General features: G+C 58.6%; 21 protein-coding genes. 5 read left to right on the top strand and 16 right to left on the bottom strand.

From position 1 onward, the window contains the following. On the bottom strand, positions 1–459 hold the full coding sequence (locus AC2FH6_RS06880; protein WP_142635322.1) for an Lrp/AsnC family transcriptional regulator: 459 nt from the start codon (positions 457–459) through the stop codon (positions 1–3). Positions 460–595: 136 nt separating this feature from the next. Here AC2FH6_RS06880 and ald point away from each other — a divergent pair, with 136 nt between their 5' ends. Then, positions 596–1,714 carry an alanine dehydrogenase gene (gene ald / locus AC2FH6_RS06885; RefSeq protein WP_271948547.1) on the top strand — a complete coding sequence of 373 codons (1,119 nt, stop codon included), beginning with the start codon at positions 596–598 and terminating at the stop codon, positions 1,712–1,714. 194 nt (positions 1,715–1,908) lie between these two features. On the opposite strand, the gene AC2FH6_RS06890 is transcribed toward ald, so the two are convergent. Then, the gene (locus AC2FH6_RS06890; protein ID WP_496691894.1) at positions 1,909–2,718 is read right to left on the bottom strand and encodes a mechanosensitive ion channel family protein; all 810 of its coding nucleotides are present in this window, start codon (positions 2,716–2,718) and stop codon (positions 1,909–1,911) included. A gap of 98 nt (positions 2,719–2,816) precedes the next feature. Beyond that, positions 2,817–3,245 carry a large conductance mechanosensitive channel protein MscL gene (gene mscL, locus AC2FH6_RS06895; protein ID WP_142635318.1) on the bottom strand — a complete coding sequence of 143 codons (429 nt, stop codon included), beginning with the start codon at positions 3,243–3,245 and terminating at the stop codon, positions 2,817–2,819. A 134-nt stretch (positions 3,246–3,379) separates the two neighbouring features. Between mscL and AC2FH6_RS06900 the strand changes: the two genes are divergently transcribed. Then, positions 3,380–4,078, top strand: a complete 699-nt coding sequence (locus tag AC2FH6_RS06900) for a glutathione S-transferase family protein (RefSeq protein WP_496701818.1) — start codon at positions 3,380–3,382, stop codon at positions 4,076–4,078. Positions 4,079–4,114: 36 nt separating this feature from the next. On the opposite strand, the gene AC2FH6_RS06905 is transcribed toward AC2FH6_RS06900, so the two are convergent. From AC2FH6_RS06905 to AC2FH6_RS06955, 11 genes are all read right to left on the bottom strand, one after another. Then, positions 4,115–4,564 (bottom strand): YtoQ family protein, encoded by a 450-nt coding sequence (locus tag AC2FH6_RS06905; RefSeq protein ID WP_271948554.1) that lies wholly within the window; start codon positions 4,562–4,564, stop codon positions 4,115–4,117. Between the two features lie 62 nt (positions 4,565–4,626). Further along, positions 4,627–5,586 (bottom strand): hypothetical protein, encoded by a 960-nt coding sequence (locus AC2FH6_RS06910; RefSeq protein ID WP_496701819.1) that lies wholly within the window; start codon positions 5,584–5,586, stop codon positions 4,627–4,629. A gap of 263 nt (positions 5,587–5,849) precedes the next feature. Continuing rightward, positions 5,850–8,246 (bottom strand): phenylalanine--tRNA ligase subunit beta, encoded by a 2,397-nt coding sequence (gene pheT / locus AC2FH6_RS06915; protein ID WP_496701820.1) that lies wholly within the window; start codon positions 8,244–8,246, stop codon positions 5,850–5,852. An 85-nt stretch (positions 8,247–8,331) separates the two neighbouring features. Then, entirely contained in the window at positions 8,332–8,739 is a 408-nt protein-coding gene (locus tag AC2FH6_RS06920; protein ID WP_281972598.1) for a cupin domain-containing protein, read from the bottom strand. Between the two features lie 66 nt (positions 8,740–8,805). Then, positions 8,806–9,597, bottom strand: coding sequence for a CE1 family esterase (locus AC2FH6_RS06925; RefSeq protein WP_496701822.1), 792 nt, complete (start codon positions 9,595–9,597; stop codon positions 8,806–8,808). Between the two features lie 261 nt (positions 9,598–9,858). Continuing rightward, positions 9,859–10,164, bottom strand: a complete 306-nt coding sequence (locus AC2FH6_RS06930; protein ID WP_496701824.1) for a hypothetical protein — start codon at positions 10,162–10,164, stop codon at positions 9,859–9,861. Next, positions 10,165–11,238 (bottom strand): phenylalanine--tRNA ligase subunit alpha, encoded by a 1,074-nt coding sequence (gene pheS / locus AC2FH6_RS06935; RefSeq protein ID WP_281995269.1) that lies wholly within the window; start codon positions 11,236–11,238, stop codon positions 10,165–10,167. A 70-nt stretch (positions 11,239–11,308) separates the two neighbouring features. Beyond that, the gene (locus AC2FH6_RS06940; RefSeq protein ID WP_496691856.1) at positions 11,309–12,679 is read right to left on the bottom strand and encodes a glutamate--cysteine ligase; all 1,371 of its coding nucleotides are present in this window, start codon (positions 12,677–12,679) and stop codon (positions 11,309–11,311) included. 65 nt (positions 12,680–12,744) lie between these two features. After that, on the bottom strand, positions 12,745–13,272 hold the full coding sequence (locus AC2FH6_RS06945; protein ID WP_496701825.1) for a hypothetical protein: 528 nt from the start codon (positions 13,270–13,272) through the stop codon (positions 12,745–12,747). Continuing rightward, positions 13,269–14,117, bottom strand: coding sequence for a GNAT family N-acetyltransferase (locus AC2FH6_RS06950; protein WP_496701826.1), 849 nt, complete (start codon positions 14,115–14,117; stop codon positions 13,269–13,271). The genes AC2FH6_RS06945 and AC2FH6_RS06950 overlap by 4 nt, the downstream gene beginning before the upstream one ends. After that, complete coding sequence (locus AC2FH6_RS06955; RefSeq protein ID WP_496701827.1) at positions 14,114–14,839, bottom strand: 16S rRNA (uracil(1498)-N(3))-methyltransferase; 726 nt, start codon at positions 14,837–14,839, stop codon at positions 14,114–14,116. Before AC2FH6_RS06955 ends, AC2FH6_RS06950 begins: the two co-directional genes overlap by 4 nt. A 12-nt stretch (positions 14,840–14,851) precedes the next feature. Between AC2FH6_RS06955 and ubiA the strand changes: the two genes are divergently transcribed. From ubiA to AC2FH6_RS06970, 3 genes are all read left to right on the top strand, one after another. Further along, positions 14,852–15,814 carry a 4-hydroxybenzoate octaprenyltransferase gene (gene ubiA / locus AC2FH6_RS06960; RefSeq protein ID WP_496701006.1) on the top strand — a complete coding sequence of 321 codons (963 nt, stop codon included), beginning with the start codon at positions 14,852–14,854 and terminating at the stop codon, positions 15,812–15,814. Positions 15,815–15,879: 65 nt separating this feature from the next. Further along, on the top strand, positions 15,880–17,778 hold the full coding sequence (locus AC2FH6_RS06965; protein WP_496701828.1) for an OmpA family protein: 1,899 nt from the start codon (positions 15,880–15,882) through the stop codon (positions 17,776–17,778). 1 nt (position 17,779) lies between these two features. Continuing rightward, positions 17,780–18,100, top strand: a complete 321-nt coding sequence (locus tag AC2FH6_RS06970; RefSeq protein WP_142635291.1) for a hypothetical protein — start codon at positions 17,780–17,782, stop codon at positions 18,098–18,100. 131 nt (positions 18,101–18,231) lie between these two features. Here AC2FH6_RS06970 and AC2FH6_RS06975 read toward each other — a convergent pair whose 3' ends face one another. Next, on the bottom strand, positions 18,232–18,633 hold the full coding sequence (locus AC2FH6_RS06975) for a carboxymuconolactone decarboxylase family protein (RefSeq protein WP_496701829.1): 402 nt from the start codon (positions 18,631–18,633) through the stop codon (positions 18,232–18,234). Positions 18,634–19,102: 469 nt separating this feature from the next. Then, positions 19,103–20,062 carry a hydroxymethylbilane synthase gene (gene hemC, locus AC2FH6_RS06980; RefSeq protein WP_271948580.1) on the bottom strand — a complete coding sequence of 320 codons (960 nt, stop codon included), beginning with the start codon at positions 20,060–20,062 and terminating at the stop codon, positions 19,103–19,105. Positions 20,063–20,091 lie beyond the last annotated feature (29 nt).

Genomic DNA, 20,091 nt, shown 5'->3' on the forward strand with positions numbered 1-20,091 from the left:
TTAAACCGGCAACGCCGTCGTCTTGAACACAGTCCGAAGCGCGAATGAACTTTGCATCTGCGCCACGCCTGGAAGTCGAGACAGATATTGGCGGTGGATGCGGGCGAAATCCTCGGTGTTTTCGGCAACGACCTTCAGGATGTAGTCCGCAGTTCCTGCCATCAGGTGGCATTCCAAAACATCCGGGATCCGCGCAACGGCTTTCTCAAAAGCCTCCAGTACTTCCTCGGCCTGACCCTGCAAGGTGATCTCGACAAACACCGTTGTTGGCACATTCATCTTGCGTGCGTCCAACAAGGCAACGTAGTTGCGGATATAGCCATCGGCCTCAAGCCTCTGTACCCGCCTGTGGCAGGCCGAAGGCGACAAATTCACCTGCTCGGACAATTCGGCATTCGACATACGACCATTCCGCTGCAAGGCAGCCAGAATCTTTCTATCTGTCGTATCAAGGCTCATCCACGCAATTCCTTTGCGGGTTTTACCCATTGTAGCGAAGATTTTCCCGAAGAAAAGCCAGAATGCGGGCAGAGTTTCACAGAAATTGCACCCGAAACCGCCCATTATTTAGGCAGTTTAGGAACGGAGAGACCTAATGAAAATCGGTTGCCCCAAAGAAATCAAGCCGCAGGAATTTCGTGTCGGCATGACGCCCAACGCCGCACAAGAGGCAGTGTCTCGTGGCCATGACGTGATAATCGAAAACGGAGCTGGCATTGGCGCCGGGTTTGATAACGATGATTACGTCGCCGCAGGTGCCCGCATCGTGGACAGTGCAGAAGAAGTTTTTGCCACCGCAGAGATGATTGTCAAAGTCAAAGAACCCCAGGCGGGCGAACGCAAGATGCTGCGTGAAGGGCAGCTTTTGTTCACCTACCTGCATCTGGCCCCGGATCCGGATCAGACCCATGACCTGCTGGAATCGGGCTGTACGGCTATCGCCTATGAGACAGTGACCGATGCAAATGGAGGTCTGCCCCTGCTTGCACCCATGTCCGAGGTTGCGGGCCGTCTCGCACCACAGGTCGGATCTTGGACGCTGCAAAAGGCCAATGGCGGCCGCGGAGTTCTGATGGGTGGCGTCCCCGGCGTTGGTCCAGCAAAAGTTGTGGTTATCGGTGGGGGCGTCGTCGGCACCCATGCCGCCAAGATCGCCGCAGGTATGGGCGCGGATGTGACGGTACTGGACCGGTCCCTGCCCCGGCTGCGTTATCTGGACGACGTGTTCGGCGGTCAGTTCAAGAACCAGTATTCAACTGCAGGTGCGACCGCGGAGCTGATCCAGACAGCCGACATGGTGATTGGCGCTGTGCTGATTCCGGGTGCTGCAGCGCCGAAACTGGTGACGCGCGCGCAGCTGTCCACCATGAAACCCGGCGCGGTTCTGGTGGATGTTGCCATCGACCAGGGCGGCTGTTTTGAAACCTCAAAGGCCACAACCCATGCGGACCCGATCTATGAAGTTGACGGCGTCATGCATTACTGCGTGGCCAACATGCCCGGCGCGGTTGCAAGAACGTCAACAATAGCACTGGGCAACGCCACAATGCCGTTCATGCTGGCACTGGCGGATAAAGGATGGAAACAGGCCTGTCAGGATGATCCGCACCTGCTGGCTGGCTTGAACGTTCACGCCGGCCAACTCACCTATTATGCGGTTGGCAAAGCGCTTGGGATTGACGTGGTATCCCCCAACGTTGTCATCAAATCCTGACGAAACCCTCCAGCCCCTGAAGCGCCCTCTCCCGAGGGCGTTTGCAGCGTTGGGCATAGCGCCGCCTTTTCGAAGCGGCGTGACCTGTTCACAGCGTTGAACGGGGCACCAAAAACAACGACGCCGCGCGATTAGCGCGGCGCCGGGCCCAACCGGAGGAGGGTATTTCAATGCCCGAGCGACGGGCGGGAGCATCATCCCTGTTTCTGGATCTCGACCGAATGCGGGTATGGAATCGAAACGCCTTTTGCATCAAACGCTTCTTTGACTGCTTTGGTCATTTCAAATTTGACATCCCAATAATCGACAGCGGCACACCACAAGCGCGCCGTCAGATCGACCGAGCTGTCCCCCAGATTTGTGACCCGCACCCAGGGCTCGGGATCGCCGTGGATGCGCCCATCAGCCATTGCGAGGTCCAGAATGATTTTCATCGCCTCATCCGCGCTATCGCCATAGTCGATACCAAACACCAAATCTACACGACGCGTCTCGTGTGCCGAGTAGTTGGTGATAACTGACCCCCAAGCCTGGCCATTGGGTACAATGATCTGCACATTGTCGGGGGTCACGAGTTCGGTCGTGAACAGATTCAGATCTTTGACAGTTCCAGCTGTTCCGCCGATGTCGACATATTGGCCAAGCTTATACGGCCGGAAGACAACCAACATCACGCCTGCCGCCAGATCACTAAGTGTACCCTGCAGCGCCAGGCCTATGGCCAGCGAAGCAGCGCCCAAAATGGCAACGATACTGGTTGCTTCGATCCCGAAGATGCCCAGAACAGCCACAATTACCATGGCCAGAATGACCCATTTGATCATGCTGGCGGCAAAATTGCCCAGCGTCGGATCAATATGGGGCGTTTTGTTGATACGCCGGCGAACAACCCCAGCGACCATACCTGCCGCAATCCAGCCCAATATCAGAACAATCAGAGCCTTGCCCGCACTCATCAAGATTGGCACATAGCCGTTTGCCATATCCATGGCTTGATTTGCCATTTCCATCGTCTGCTCCAATTCGGGTTTCCTTCTGCTTTCAGATCGTTAATTGAATCCCACCTATCTGGTGGGCTCCTCTTCTGCCGTAACTGCAGGAGTCACTTTTTCAGTGCGTCGCGGATTTCCATCAGGATGTCCAGCTCGCTTGGCCCGGCTGGCGCTTCTTCTTCCGCCGGAGCTTCCTCTTCTGCCGCCTCTTTCACACGGTTCACCATTTTGACCAGCATGAAAACCACCCAGGCGATGATCAGAAAGTTGATGATAGCCATGATGAACGCACCATATGCAAAAACAGAAGCACCGGTTTCCCGCGCCGCTTCCAAGCTCGCCCCTTCGGCGACATCACCGGCCAGAACGGAGTAGTTGTTGGTGAAATCAACCCCACCCGTGAACAGACCAATCAATGGATTGATCAGATCGCCAACAAGCGACGTAACAATTGCGGTAAATGCAGCTCCAATGATGATACCCACCGCCATATCCATAACATTGCCTTTGGCAATGAATGTCTTGAACTCCTGGAACATAACTTCCCTCTTTCCCTGTTGTCATTTTTATGCGCCTAAACGCACGGCAACTGTGCGCTAATTGCACTATAAAATGTATGTTTTTATGGGAAATCGTGACTATTTTTCCCCAATCGGCTTATTCAGGAGACCCCATGACACATTTTGCGTCTTATTCCATTACAGACAAATGGCCTGCCAATGACCCTTCGGTCATTCAGCTCTATTCTTATCCGACGCCTAATGGCGTCAAAGCCTCGATCATGCTTGAGGAAACCGGCCTGCCCTACGAGGCGCATCTGGTCACGCTTGCGGATGCGGATGTCAAAAGCTCCGAGTTCCTGTCGCTGAACCCAAACAACAAAATCCCTGCAATCATTGACCCGAACGGTCCTGATGGACATCCCCTGGGCCTGTTCGAAAGCGGTGCGATCCTGTTGTATCTGGCCGAGAAGTCAGGGAAATTCATGGGTCAGACACAAAGCGACAGACATCGCATTACCCAATGGCTCATGTTCCAGATGGGTGGAATTGGTCCCATGCTTGGGCAACTTGGCTTCTTCCACAAATTCGCCGGGAAAGAGATCGAAGATCCGCGCCCCCGTGAGCGTTATCTCAAAGAGGCAAAGCGGCTGTTAAATGTCGTGAACAATCAACTTGATGGCCAGGAATGGATCGCCGGGGATTACTCGATCGCCGACATTGCAATCGTCCCCTGGCTGCGCGGGTTGGATTTTTATGGTGCCCGAGACATTGTTGGCTGGGATGAGTACGCAAATCTCCAACCTTATCTTGATCGGTTTCTTGCGCGTCCCGCCGTTCAGCGCGGGCTGCAGATTCCTTCCCCAGGTTAACACGTGTGGGGTGAGGCAATACCTCACCCCATCCATTTAACTTGGAAGCTTGCCCGTCAGAACATACCGCAGCACATCCACCACCTGCGAGGGATGTTCAGCAACAGCCAGGGCGGCTGCATCTACCTCTTTCAACGCGTGCTGATGATCTGGCCCGTGCACTACGATGATCGACTTGCCCAAAGCCGCCGCATATCCCGCGTCAAAGGCTGCGTTCCATTGCTTGTATTGATCGCCAAAGCGGACGACCACGACATCCGCGTCTGAAATGCCCTTGCGGGTTCGGATCGCATTGACCATCGCACCCTTGTGGTCATGCCAATACTTGTTTGGCTCGGACCCCAAAATTGCAACGCCGCAATCGTCGCTGGCTTCGTGAACCGTGACAGGGCTGTTGAACGAAATGTCCAACCCTTTCGCCCCGTCAATGATCTGCTCGCGCCAGTCGGTGTGTATCTCTCCGGACAGGTAGACGTTCAGGCCCATTGATTTCTCCTTTGATTTTATTGGCGACCCTAAAGACAAAATGGCCCTGACCCAAGGGGGGCTCAGAAAGCTAACCGCCAAAACACCGGCTGCCCGTTGGGAACTGCCCTACGGGCCGCGCTGCGCTGCTTGCTTCCCAGAAACCCCGGCATCTCGGATGTTGGCTCGAACCCGAAACTGCGGGGCAAACGGGTATAGATCGACCGAGGCGGCAACCGCCCCCAGGTGATCCCTTTCAGCTGCGCGCCCGGTTCTGGCTGGTGCATCCAGACTTCGCGAATGGCGAATTCGTCGCGCAGCAGCACCAACACTGCCAACATCATGACCTCGGCCCATATTTTCGCGTATTTCTGCTGCAGCGCCTGCTCGTATTCACGCGTCAAACGCAACTCACGCGACCGGGGCGCCCGGCATTGCAGTCGACGCCGGGCATGGCCGACAAAGCGCAACCAGTCGGACTGAATTTCTTCAATCAGACAATAGCCACTTGTTAAATCTATATCCAAGCGGCACCAGGCCAGAGTCGGACGGCCATGCGTGCGTACCGGGTGCCAACAGCTTTGGAACGCACCCACCGCCGCGCGCTGTTCGAATTTCCACAACAGCTCGGCATGCTCGGTCGGGAAGCCCAACTGCACCACAAGGTTATGCGCCTTGCGCGTGGTTTGTTCACCAGACCAGCGCTCAAAGCTCAGGCAGAAATCCAGCCATTCGGACTGATAGACCGCTTCTAAACCATGGTACGCCGCAGGGCTTAGCCCTGCCAGACGCACGGCGCGATCCGCATGGGCCACGGCCAGCACATCGTGCCGCCGCAAAACCCCGCCGCACCGCGCGATCATGGGTTTCAGCAAAGGACGCGCCAGCAAACGGGACAGCCCCGATTGCTTTAGATCCGAAACCGACATTTCGGCCTCCATCGACTGGCACAGCAACCAGGGGCTTTGCCGGTCGGTATAATAGTAGAATGGCATCTCTTCCGGCAGAATCTGCCGGATCATCGAGATGTCTTGGCGTTTCATGACAACTCTCCAACGGGAAAAAGGCCCGCCGGTCAGTTGGCGGGCAATCAGGGTTTGGGCATTGCTTTTGCGAGGCTGGGATCTGGCATTGGGCCGACTCCGGATTGTAATTGCATCAGGGGGCTGGGCTTACGGCCAGGGGGTGATTCCACTCAACCCCTGGATTTTCAGGACGCAGGGACGTTGCAGCACGGCAACACTGGCGTCTGAGAAACGAGAAAAGCGCGCCGAAGGGCGCGCTTTGCATTTGGATTACTATGGCGTTAGCCGCGCAAAACGCCGCCTGTTGCCTTGGACACCTTGGCGATGATCTTTTCAGCCACCGCTTCGATATCTTTTTCCTTCAGCGTCGCATCTGTCGGCTGCAGCCGAACGGTGATGGCCAGAGATTTCTTGCCCTCACCCAGGCTGCCGCCAATGAACTCATCAAAAACGCGCACATCTTCGATCAGCACCTTGTCGGCACCGGCAGCGGCGTTGACCAGCGTCAGCGCCTCGACGCTTTCGTCGACGACAAAGGCAAAGTCACGCTCGACCGCCTGAAGATCGCGCAGTTCCAGCGCCGCGCGGGTCGCCCCGGATTTGCGCGGCAGAGGCACCTCATCGGGCCAGATGGTGAAGGCCATTGCCGAGCCCTTGATATCCATCGCCTGCAAGACGCGCGGGTGCAGCTCTCCAAACACGCCCAGTACCTTTTTCGGGCCCAGGCAAATCTTGCCGTGCCGGCCCGGATGCCACCAGGCGTCGCCCTCGCGTAGGATCTGAACCTTGGCGGGTGCGCCGATGGCGGCCAAAACGGCCTCGGCATCTGCCTTGGCGTCGAACACATCCGCCGGGCGTGTGGCGCTATGCACATCCTTGGGGCCGTCGCGACCGACCAGCAGGCCGGTAATCTGGATTTTCTGATCGCCTGGCTCGCCGTCGTGAAAAACTGGGCCAACTTCAAACAGCGCCACATCCGCATAGCCGCGCGCCTGATTGCGGGCGGCAGCTTGCAGCAGACCGGGCAACAGATCGGGGCGCATATGGCTCATCTCGGACGAAATCGGGTTTTCCAACTGCGTCGCCTCATCGCCACCGCCAAACAGCGCAGCGGCGGCCTGATCAATGAAGGTATAGCTGACGCATTCGTTATAACCCAAGGCGGCACAGGTGCGACGCGCCATCGATTGGCGGCGCTGCGTGGCCGTCATAACCGGTTTCGGAATACCATCGGTCACACGCGGCAGCGGCTTGCCTTGCAGCTTGGTCAGGGACGCAATCCGTGCGACCTCTTCCACCAGATCAGCCTCGCCCATGACATCGGGGCGCCAGCTGGGGACATGGGCCATCTCACCTTCAAGGCGGAAACCCAGACGGGTCAGGGTCTGGCGCTGCTCGCTTTCGGGAATGACCATCCCGACCAGCGATTGCACCCGGGCCGAGTCCAACTTGTAGGATCGCGCATGGTTCGGCGCTTTGCCCGCCTCAACCACTTTAGAGACCTCGCCACCGCAGATATCCAGGATCATCTGCGTCGCTTGTTCCAGCCCTTCCAGCGTATATTCCGGATCAACACCCCGTTCGAACCGGTAGCGCGCATCCGAGTTGATTTTCAACGCCCGGCCTGTCAGTGCAATTTGCACATGATCCCAAAACGCGCTTTCGAGGAAGACGTTCACGGTACCCTCGGTACAGCCGGTTTCTTCGCCGCCCATGATCCCTGCAATGGATTCCGGGCCGTTGTCGTCCGAAATCACCATCATGCCGGGTTGCAGCGTGTATTCCTTTTCGTCCAGCGCCACCAGCTTTTCGCCGCCCTTGGCCCTATGTACGCGCAGGTTGCCCTGAACCTTGTCCGCATCAAAGACATGCAGCGGACGGTTCTGGTCGAAGGTCATATAGTTGGTGATATCCACCAAGGCCGAGATCGGACGCAGGCCGATCGCCTTCAACTGATCCTGCAGCCACTGCGGGCTGGGGCCGTTCTTGACACCCTTGATCAGACGCCCGGTGAAATGAGGTGCTCCGTCCAGCGTGTCATCATCAATCGTCACCTTGATCGGGCTGACGAAATCGCCCGGCACCGGCACATAGTCGCGCTCTTTCAGCGTGCCGACCCCGCGTGCCGCCAGATCGCGCGCGATCCCGGCGACGCCCAGCGCATCGGGACGGTTCGGGGTGATCGCAATCTCGATCATCGGATCGACCTTTGCGGGATCATTCTCGGCCAGCCAGTCAACGAACTGATCGCCGACCTCACCCGAGGGCAGCTCGATGATGCCGTCATGCTCTTCCGACAGCTCCAGCTCGCGCTCCGAGGCCATCATGCCAAAGCTTTCGACACCGCGGATCTTGCCGACGCTGATGGTGATGTCCAGGCCCGGAATATACATGCCCGGTTTGCAGACCACGACAGTGATACCTTCGCGCGCATTGGGCGCGCCGCAGATGATCTGCAGATCACCCTCATCCGTCGCAACCGTACAGACCCGCAGCTTGTCGGCATCAGGGTGCTGTTCGGCATGGGTCACTTTTCCCAGCGTAAAGCCCGCCAGTCGGTCCGCCGGATTGACGATCTCTTCGACTTCGAGCCCCAGATCGGTCAGCGTTTCGGCGATCTCATCGACCGACGCGTCAGTGTCCAGGTGATCCTTGAGCCAGGAAAGGGTGAATTTCATCGGTCGTATTCCGCATAATCTTGGGTCAGCCCGCGTGTAACGGATATTCAGACAAGGGGAAAGAGGCCGTGTGCCACATGATCACCTACTGTTCGGCAACTGTGTTGGCGACGCTATCCGATCCGGCAAACACCGCCAAAATCCGCGCGATGCTTTCGCCTGAATTCGCCCCCACATGCGGGGATCGGAACGCTTCGACAAAGGCATCACCGGTTTTGTAGGTCTTTACCCCCGCCGCGCCGTAATCGACAGTGATTTCCCCTTCCAGCACATATGCCATCAGCGGAGCATTATGCCGGTGACTACCGGTCACCTGACCCGGCTGCATGGTGATGATGGCCATGGTGATCTGCGGCGTGCCGTCCGGGTATTCCAGCGGCTCGCCGATCACCGACTTGTCCGTTTGCAGCAAAACATCGACAGGCGGATAGGCGTCGCGCGCGAGGGCAGAGGTCGCAGTCAGGATCGCGGCGGTCACCAACAGGGGTTTCATCGGAAAGGGCTCCTTGCTCAGATGGCCTGCGCAGATGAACTCGGATGCAAAGGGCTGTCAAACAGCTCAGGGATAGACCGGCGCTCGTCCGGCCAGCTCATCCAACTGCCAGCCGATCCAGCCATGAGGGATGAAATGCCCGCCCGGATGCGTGTCCAACGTAACCTGCCCCTGCGCGCAATCGGTCCATTCCACACGGCTGAGGGTCAGGAAAGGCTTCACGCTCCAATCGCCACGCGGAGTTGCACCGTTGCAGTCGAACTTCGCCTTCCACAACGCCACCGGATAGGTCGTGTCCCCGCCCGGACCCAAGGGAAAATCCATCACCGTGTCGTCCAACCCATGCACATGGCGCACCTGGCGCGGGGCCTGCGGGCAATCTTCGGTCTGGCGAATGCTGCCAGCTACAGCCAGCAGGGCCGCAACGTCATCGCCGGACTGACAGACATAGCGCCACGCCATCGCGCCGCCATAGGAATAGCCCGAGACATAGATGCGATCCGGGTCGATGGGATAGCGCGCCGCCACATCCTCTAGCACCCGATCCGCGAAGGGAACGTCATCGGTCTCGGAGGTCCAGAAATCCCAGCTTTTGCCCAGCCCGTTCGGGGCCACCAGCAATACGCCGCGCAGTTTGGTGGCCCCTGCGATCCTTTCGTGGTTGACCACCACATCCCCCTGCCGCGCCCAGCCGTGGAAATGCAGCAATACCGGCAGAGGGCTTTCGCCATCCCAGCCGTCGGGTTCAAGCACATGATAGGAACGGTCGCCCAGCGGGCAGGCTGTGTCGCCGTGGCAGCCATTTGCTACAGCTTGGAGCGGGAGAAGGAAAAACAGGCAGGTCAGAATCCGAAACATAACTCGGAGCCTACCCGGCCCGCGCACGAAGTCACGTCACAACCCCGTGGGAGGCTGAAACAAGCCGCGCTATCGCTAGACCGCGGGGTGGTGATCCTTGGGCTGTGGAGGGCAGTTTATGCTGGCCAAATCCGTGCGCTGTTCGAGCGCTGCACTGACGGAGACAAATCGCCAGCCCGTGCGGGCGGTCTGGCGATAGCGCGGCATAAAGATGCCTCACTTCAGTATACGTGGCTATAATCTCTCGTGCCTAAAAATAAGCTACTTCGACTTCTCTTTCGCATATTTATCAATGAACTTCTTAGCGATTTCCTGCTGATCTGTCGCTTCTTTCCTTTGGTTCATTCGATTGGAATGAACAGTCATTGCCGCCCATGCACCGGGAAGCAAAGCGATCCCAACAAAGGGTAAAATCCAGCGAACAGCGGTTTCAAACATGTGCACCGTTGCAATCTGAAAAACAATTACTGAGACCGTAATTCCAACCAACCACACCAAAGGAGCTTTGGCTACGCGGCGGTGCCACCAATCGATGTACCGAGCCAGATATACGCCCAGCGGATACAACTACCGGCTCAAACCACCATGCAGGTTCGGCATATCCAGCGCTGCAAACCCGTAGTGCCGCAACCACCGCAGATCGCTGTCAAAGAACGCCCTCAGATCCGGAATGCCGTATTTCAGCATCGCCAGACGGTCGATGCCGATGCCAAAGGCAAAGCCCTGATAGACGTCCGGATCAATTCCACCGGCGGCAATCACCTTGGGGTGGACCATGCCGGAACCCAGAATCTCCATCCAGTCGTCGCCCTCGCCGATTTTCAGCTGACCGTTGTCCCAGGAACAGCGGATATCGACCTCGGCCGACGGCTCGGTGAAGGGGAAGTGCGAGGCGCGGAAGCGCAGTTCGACATCGTCGACCTCGAAGAACGCCTTCACGAACTCTTCCAGAACCCATTTCAGGTTCGCCATCGAGATGTCCTTGTCGATGGCCAGCCCCTCGACCTGATGGAACATCGGCGTGTGGGTCTGGTCATAGTCGGCGCGGTAGACGCCGCCCGGGCAAATGATGCGGATCGGCGCGCCCTGCAGCTCCATCGAGCGGATCTGGACCGGCGAAGTATGGGTGCGCAGCACATGCGGCGGGCGCTCGTCGCCCTCGGCACGGTGCATATAGAACGTGTCCATCTCGGCGCGCGCGGGGTGGTGGCCGGGGATGTTCAGGGCGTCGAAATTGTGCCAGTCGGTCTCGATCCGCGGCCCTTCAGCCACCGAGAAACCCAGTTCGGCAAAGATCGCAGTCAGTTCCTCGGTCGCCTGGCTGACCGGGTGGATCGAGCCTTGGCGGCGCGCGCGCGTCGGCAGGGTAACGTCCAGCCATTCGGTGCGTAGACGTTCGTCCAGCGCGGCATCGGCAAGACCGGCTTTCTTGGCGGCCAGGGCCGAGTTGATCTCATCCTTCAGGGCGTTCAGCGCGGGGCCAGCGACCTGACGTTCCTCGGGGGTCATCTTGCCCAGCTCGCGCATCTTCAGCGCGACCTCGCCCTTTTTGCCCACGGCGGCGACGCGGATCGCCTCAAGCGCGTTCTCATCGCCCGCCTCGGCGATTTGCCCCAGATATTTTGCCTTAAGATCGTCCATGACGCCCTCTGAATTTGGTCGCCAACCTGCTATCGGCCCCGCCCCGCGAATGCAAGCGGGACGCGGTGGGTCAATAGCTGTATTCGGGATAAATTCGGGTCAGATCGCCGTTCCAGTCGCCATTGTAGTGTTCCAGCAACTCATCCGCCGGAACCTTGCCGGTATCGAGACTCTCCTTCAGCGCGTTCAGGAAATGCGTCTCATCGGGAACCAGACCACCTGCGCCGGGATAGGCCCGGGCCTTGAGACCACTTTCCGAGATCGCAACCACTTCGCGGGCAAGATCATGCATGTTGATGTCGCCAACCTGCGCCTGCAGGCCATTGACGGCCGCCTGAACGCGCAGTTCCTCGCGCGTTTCGGCATCCCAGCCCTTGACCAGATCCCAGGCCGCATCCAGCGCGCCCTGATCATAGGTCAGGCCAACCCAGAAGGCAGGCAGCGCACACAGACGCCGCCACGGGCCACCATCCGCGCCGCGCATCTCCATGAATTTCTTGATCCGCGCCTCGGGGAAGGCGGTGGTCAGGTGATCGGCCCAATCGGACAGGGTAGGTGTTTCACCCGGCAGCGCGGGCAGTTTGCCCTGCAGGAAATCGCGGAAGGACATGCCCAGCGCGTTGATATACTGGCCATCGCGATAGACAAAGTACATCGGCACATCCAACGCGTATTGCACGTAGCGCTCGAACCCAAAGCCTTCTTCGAACACAAAGGGCAACATACCGGTGCGTGCATCGTCCAGATGCCGCCAGATATGGCTGCGCCAGCTTTTCTGGCCGTTGACCTGTCCTTCGAAGAAGGGTGAATTGGCAAACAGCGCCGTCGCCACCGGCTGCAAAGCCAGCGCCACGCGCAGTTTCTGCACCATGTCGGCCTCGGACCCAAAGTCGATATTGACCTGAACCGTGCAAGTGCGCCGCATCATGGCACGACCCATCGAGCCGACTTTCTCCATGTAATCGTTCATCAGCCGATAACGGCCTTTGGGCATCAGAGGCATCTGCTCATGGGTCCAGATCGGGGCCGCGCCCAGACCGATAAAGCCCACGCCGATTTCATCAGCGATATCCTTAACCTCGCGCAGGTGGGTGTTCACCTCGTCGCAGGTCTCGTGGATCGTCTCCAACGGCGCACCCGACAGCTCTAGTGCACCGCCCGGTTCAAGGCTGACATTGGCCCCGTCTTTTTCCAGACCGATCAGGTGGCCCGCTTCGCGCACCTCGGCCCAGCCGTGCCGGTCACGCAGCCCTTCAAGCACCGCCACAATCGACCGCGTGCCTTCGAATGGCAGCGGTTTCAGTGAGTCTTTACAATAGCCGAACTTTTCATGTTCGGTTCCGATGCGCCAATCGGCTTTGGGCTTGCAGCCCGCTTCCAGATATTCGGCAAGTTGCTCGTGGCGTTCGATCGGTCCGCCGCCGGACTGGGGGATGGACATGAACCGTGCTCCGATCCTGATGTGTCTGTCTTGTTGGTCAGTCGTGGTCGCAAACGACGGCGGTGTCAATGCAACCGCATATGCGCAGGGCGCATCGGCTGACGCTCCCAAATTACTACGGGATGTACGGCCCCACCGTTCAATTCCGACAACATATGTTCTGTTTTCAACCCCGGCAGCGCCGAGAACACGTCAAACAGCGCTTCGGCCCCTTCGGCATTCACAGGAATGTGAAGTGTCGGCTGGCCAGGCTGTTCCAACACCCAATGCGCCGGATTCGAGGATGGGTCCAACGCCAACCGCTCGATTTCCCGCGTCGCGACCATGCCACCGTCCAGCGGGCCAAAATAAGATATCTGGCCTTCGTCGATGGTCACAACTCCGGGGCCACCGACGCCGGTGCGAAACCTGGAGCGCTGAACCCCGATAACGGCCAGTGCAAGCGACACCGCCACCAAAACCCAGCCCAACCAGCCCAGCAACCCACCCGGGCCGCTGATCCAGCTGAGGCCAACCAACAGAATGACACCGGCAACCAGCACTTCGCGCCAGCGCCACAGGGCCAGTTTCGCTTCGGGTCGGATGAAACTCATGCGGTATCCTCTGGGTTTATGAACAGGATGAGCGAGTACTGCCCCGCGGATTGAAAACCGATACCGATATAAGCACGCGCAGCGGAATCGGAAGCCGCAAACAAAACCGCGCGTTTCGCACCCGTACGGCGCGCCTCCTCCAGATGCAGCGCGACGGCCAGACGCGCATATCCACGGCCGCGCATTTCACGAGGTGTAAAGACCCCACCAATCTGCACGACTTCTTGCAACCGCGCGTTAAAACCAGTCATGGCGACAGGCCGATCGTCGACCAGCAACACACGATGAGAATCACGTGCGGTATAGGCGTCGCAATCCAAGCCAGACTGTTTTTGCGCTCGTGACGAATTGAATTCCATTGCTTCGATCAGGTAGTCAGACCGCCACCTTTCGACGATTTCACGATCAAACGCACCCAAAGGCACCAATTCTGCGCTTGTGGCATCCGGAATAGCAAGCTGTTCCAAATCCAGCGTGAAACCCGGTTCATCGCTGTTCAGCGTTGCCGGCCGTTCCTCCCACCCCGCAAGACGCATGATCCGGCGGGCCTGTGTTGCCTCAGCCGCCATTCCAAACAAGGCACGCCCCCGGATCAGATCAATCGCAGCGGCCAGTTCTTCATCTGTGCAATCGGGACATTGCGGTAAAACCATGCCCTCATTCGTGATGGAGAACGCCGCACGGGGATCGTCGCCCAACACCCAGATATTAACGGCACGTCGGTCCGTGCCCCGCAATCCAAAATCACGCAGATTGGCCAAGGGGAACATCGACGTCTGAATGTGGCGCATTAGAAACTGGTCGATCTTCGGTAGATCCGCCTCCTGCGCGAGACGCCAAATCATGACCAGTCCCCCAACGCCTGCTGCCACATGGTCAGAGCCGCAACGGCTGCTGTATCCGCGCGCAGGATACGCGGGCCAAGACTGACGACATGGGCATAGGGTAAGGCGGTCAGCCGGGCGCGCTCACGTTGGGAAAAGCCGCCCTCGGGTCCGATAAGGATCGCCCATGGCAACCCCTTTTCATTCGCCGCCAGGCGCAGGGCCGAGCCGACCTCGGCCTCGTTACAGAACATCAGTTGACGCCCCTCGGGCCAGCTATCCAGAACTCGGTCCAGCCGCTGCAGATCGGCGACCTCGGGCACAAAGGTACCTCCGCATTGCTCGGCGGCCTCGACCGCGTGGGCTTGCAAGCGGTCCTGGCGGATACGTTCGGAATTGGTGAATTCTGTCTGCACCGGCATGATCCGCGCCGCACCCATTTCCGCCGCCTTTTCAACGATGAAATCGGTGCGTGCCTTTTTGATTGGGGCGAACAGGAACCACAGGTCGGGTGGCCGTTGCAGCGGTTTGGTCTGTTCGACACAGGTCAGTACACCGCCACGCTTTCCCGCTTCGGCCACTTTGGCCTGCCATTCTCCGTCCTGTCCGTTAAACAAGGCAACCTGCCCCCCCAAAGCCAGGCGCATGACACCGAACAGGTAATGTGCCTGCTCGCGCGTCAATTCTACCGATTGCCCCGGACCCAAAGGGTGCTCTACATACAGTCTGATCTTTGCACTCATGAGACCTTACATATGCAAGGCAATGCGCCAACACCAGACGGTCAGGTCGCTGATGCGGTCAGCGGCAACTGGGTCGACACCTATGCGCCGGAATTCTCGCGCCCTTACCTGCGGCTGAGCCGGGCCGATCGGCCTATCGGCACATGGCTGCTGCTGATCCCCTGCTGGTGGGGGCTGGCGCTGGCCATCCTCAGCGACGGCACCCCGCGGTGGGAGGACCTCTGGATCGCCATCGGTTGTGCCATCGGTGCCTTTTTGATGCGCGGCGCGGGCTGCACTTGGAATGACATTTCGGACCGCGACTTTGATGCAAAAGTGGAACGGACCCGGTCGCGCCCGATCCCTTCCGGGCAGGTCAGTGTTCGGCAGGCCGCGATCTGGATGGTGCTGCAATGCCTGCTGGCACTGTTGGTTCTGCTGAGCTTCAACCAGGCCGCCATCGCCATGGGCGTGCTGTCCCTGTTGCCCGTCGCTGTCTACCCCTTCGCCAAAAGGTTCACCTGGTGGCCACAGGTATTTCTAGGACTGGCCTTCAACTGGGGCATCCTGCTGACCTGGGCCGCGCATACTGGAACGGTCGGCGGCCCGGCTATCACTCTGTACCTGGCCGGCATCGCCTGGACGCTGTTCTACGACACGATCTATGCGCATCAGGACGCCGAGGATGACGAGCTGATCGGTATCAAATCCACCGCCCGCCTGTTCGGGACAAATACTGCGCATTGGTTAAAGTATTTCCTGGTCGCCACTGTATCCCTAATGGCGCTGGCCATTATCGACGCCATGACAGGGCAGGAGCCGATTACAGCCATGTTCGTGGCACTTGCCGGACCTTGGGCGATGGGATGGCACATGACGTGGCAACTGCGTGGGCTGGACACTGAAGACAACGCCAAATTACTGCAACTTTTCCGCGCCAATCGTGACACCGGCCTTATTCCGCTGATCTTCCTTTGCATTGCTGTGCTGCTCTGATTGCACCTCGGCGCGGGCCTCTGTAAGAGTCCTGCTCAATAACTTCAGGAGTCGTCTGCCCGCACATGCGCCTGCCCTATTTCCTAGCTGCCTCCCTGATATTCCTCGTTTCGGCCAGCCTTTCGCTCGTGGCCGCAGGATATGCGGTAACCAAAGTCGAAGAAGCGTCGGAACTCGCCGTGCGGCGTGCGCTTGACCTAAAAGGGCATGACTGGGCCGAAGTCGAATCCGATGGCCTGCGCGTTGTCCTGACCGGCACAGCCATTGACGAAGCAACGCGGTTCAATGCGCTGACCGCAGCCGGGACCGAGGTTGATACCTCACGCGTTATTGATGACATGCAGGTCGCCCCCACCCGGCAACTGGCAGCACCGCGCTTTTCCGCTGAAATTTTGCGAAACGACAGCGGTATTTCGATTATTGGTCTGATACCCGCAAGCCAAGACCGCAGCGAGTTGATCGAAAGGTTGCGCCGGATGGACGGCGACACCGTTTCGGACCTGATGGAAACGGCGGATTACCCTATACCCGAAGGCTGGGACGACGCGTTGAACTATGCGCTCGAAGCGTTGACCCGCCTGCCGCGCGCCAAAATATCGGCCAGCCCCGGTTTGGTGAAAATCACCGCCATTGCAGACAGCCTTCGGGAAAAAGAACGACTGGAACAGAGCCTGACCCGCGCAGCACCTCCCAGTTTGCGAATCGGGTTGTCGATCTCGGCTCCGCGCCCCGTAATCACCCCCTTTACACTGCGCTACCTGATTGATGCCAACGGCGGCCAGTTCGATGCCTGCTCGGCCCAGAATGAAAAAGCGCGGGATGCCATCGTCGCTGCTGCCAAAGAGGCAGGCCTTGCTGGCCCGTTTAACTGTACAATCGGTTTGGGCGTGCCCTCACCCCGTTGGCCCGAAGCGGCAACGCTCAGCATTCGTGCCCTGTCCAAGATTGGTCAGGGTTCGGTCACGATTTCGGATGCGGATATCACGCTGGTGGCGGCGCAGGGAACAGAGGCTGGGGTCTTTGACCGTGTGGTGGGCGAGCTGGAAAATGCGCTGCCCGAGGTTTTCGCCCTGCACGCCGTCCTGCCCGAACCCGAAACCGCCGAATCCACCGGCCCCCCCGAGTTCTCGACCACGCGCAGCCCCGAAGGGCTGGTCCAAATGCGCGGTCGTCTGAGCAATGAGACATCGCGCGACATGGCCGACAGTTTTGCCCGCGCGGCATTTGGATCGGAACAGGTTTATACCGCCACCCGCATCGCCTCCGACTTACCCGCAGACTGGCCGGTGCGTGTTCTGGCGGGGCTGGAAGCGTTGTCTCTGCTGCATAACGGCGCTCTGACTGTTACCCCTGACGACGTTTCTCTCAGCGGGGTCAGCTACGACCCGGACGCCAAAGCCCGTATCGCCGGATTGCTGTCGGAAAAGCTTGGGGATGCCAAAGGTTTCACCCTTTCGATCACCTATCAAGAGCCGCCGAAACCCGCAGACAGCCTGCCCGACCCAGAGCTGTGCGAAGACCAGCTTGCTGAGGTTCAGGCCAGCAGCAAAATCGCATTCGAACCGGGATCGGCCACGGTTGCAGCGGATTCGCGCGATACCGTCAATCAGATCGCCGAGATTATGCGCGAATGCGGCCCCATCCGGATCGAAATTCAAGGCCATACAGACAGTCAGGGCCGCGAAGAGATGAACCAGCAGCTTAGCCAGGCGCGGGCTCAGTCGATCCTGAACGAGCTGCGCGGACGCCGCATTCCGACCTCAAGCTATTCGGCCGTGGGATATGGCGAAACGGAACCGATCGCAGACAACGATACCGAGGCTGGCCGAGAAGAAAACCGTCGCATTGAATTCCGCCTGATCCGGCCCGAGCCCATTGCCAATTCCGAGACCGGGCTTGAGGCGCTGGAGGCCGAGACAGAGACGCCAGAAGACGCCGCAGATACCGGCGCAGAGGATCAGTAAGTTGAACAGAATAGAATTCATCATTGCCACCGCCATCATCCTGTTCGCAGCCTTCTGCATGGGGTGGTTCGCCAACTGGCTGGCCCATCGTCTGTCTCGTGTTCGCCAAAGCGACGTCGCCGATCTGGATCGCATGAGCCAGGAATTGCATGAGGCCGAAGAAACCCGCGATCAGGCCATCACCTATCTGCAACAGCGTGAGGCCGAGCTAACCAATCAGCTGACCCAGACCGAGGCGGAACTAGGCGCTGCCATGGACGGGTTGCGCGCCGCGCGGCAGGAGGCCGAAGAATTACGCGGCCGGATCAACAACGCGGACTAAGAGAAATAGAGGAATCGGCAACTTGCGACACCCGCAAATATAAGGGCGCCGTTGTGTGTTTCAGACACCTGCCAAACCGGGCCCGAAAATCCCCTCAGCTTGATGCAGCTTGGGCACAGTTCAATTCATGATCATGTCTCAGAGGTTGTCTCTGCCTCGTCCAGAACCTTGCGCGCGACACGAAAGCATTCCAGCGCCTGCGGCACGCCACAATAGATGCCGATCACGTGAATAATGGCCCGGATTTCTTCTTTGCTGACGCCGTTGCTGATGGCGCCGCGACAGTGGAGTTCCCATTCGTGCATCTTGCCCAGCGCGCCGATCATGGACAGGTTCATCATTGACCGGGTCTTGGCGTCAATCACATCGTCGCCCCAGCCGAAACCCCAGCACCAAGCGGTCATTGCCTCTTGAAACGGCCGGGTAAAATCGTCGGCGGAAGCCAGGTTTTTCTCAACATATTCCGCGCCCAGGGTGCTTTTGCGTTGCTCCAGCCCTCTGAGGAACAGATCTTCGTCGAAAGTCTCGGCCATTTTGGTCTCCGGTAATCGTCACTATGAAGCGATGCGCTGATGCACTCTACGCCTCTTACAGGTACTATCAACGCTTCCACTTTACGCCGGTTAAGAAAATGCGACGAATTTTCTAGCCCCATGGCACGAGGATCATTCCACTGACCCGCGCATCCAGTCTTGAAGCCAGGCAATTATATGTACTGACATCGCTTCACCAGCGGGCCGCGATTGTGCAAGCGGTTCAAGACGTCGCGGCGATTTAAGGCACCCAAAAGTAAACGGGCCGCCGTCTTAATGAGACAGCGGCCCTTACTGACTGAATGTCGGGGTTTGGTCTCGCCCCCTCGAATACCACTTAAAAATGGACAGACTAACAAAAACTTTCGACTTCTTCGAGACCAACCCGATTTCTCAATCGGTGTGCATCCTTAATGCCTGATCTTTGGAAGCGCGACAGTGAACTAGTTCACATTAAATAAATTTTTCTTCAATTCTTCCAATCAAAGAACCCGGGGCCGGCCTTTGTCAGTAGTTTTTCGGCCATTGCGCGCGCCATTTCTGCACCATCACCAATCACGCCAGTGGCGTCTTCAGCGATAGAATCAGACCCGTCCGGGCGCAGGACTTCTCCGCGCAGGCGCAGAATGCCACCACTGATATCAGCCAGCCCGGCAATCGGAGTCTCGCAGGACCCGTCAAGCGCGGCCAGCAAGGCGCGCTCGGCCAAAAGTCGATACCCGGTTTCGCTATGATGAATTGCCTCCAACATCCCTGCAGCACGGGGATCGTCACTGCGACGTTCGATACCGATTGTACCTTGTGCAATGGCGGGCAGCATATCCTCGGGCGAGATAGCAGTTGCGGGAACGTCGTCCATATTCAGGCGCCGGATACCTGCCATCGCCAGAAACGTGCAATCCGCTACGCCATCGGTCAGTTTCTTCAGGCGCGTTTGCACGTTGCCACGGAACTCGACCACATTCAGGTCAGGGCGCCGGTTCAACAGCTGAGCCCGGCGGCGCAAAGACGAGGTGCCAACCACCGCGCCATTGGGCAGGTCATGAATAGAGTTCAGGCTGGGCGAAATAAATGCGTCGCGCACATCTTCGCGCGGCAGGAACGTGTCCAACACAAGACCCGCGGGCTGTTCGACCGGCATGTCCTTGGTCGAATGCACAGCGATGTCGATATCACCTCGCAGCATCGCTTCTTCGATTTCCTTGGTGAACAGGCCTTTGTTGCCGATCTCTTTCAGCGGGCGGTCCGCGTCGATCATCGCGCGATTGTCGCCGGTGGTCTTGATCACCACGATTTCGAATGCATCTTCGGGCAGATCAAAGGCTGTGCCTAACCGCTGCCGGGTTTCATAGGCTTGCGCCAGCGCCAGGGGCGAACCACGGGTGCCGATTTTCAGCGGTGAGGCGGGTGAAGGCAGGGTCAATGTCATGGACACAGCTTTAGTCGCGTCACATTGCC

The sequence above is a fragment of the Ruegeria sp. CDSC045 genome (assembly GCF_059610725.1).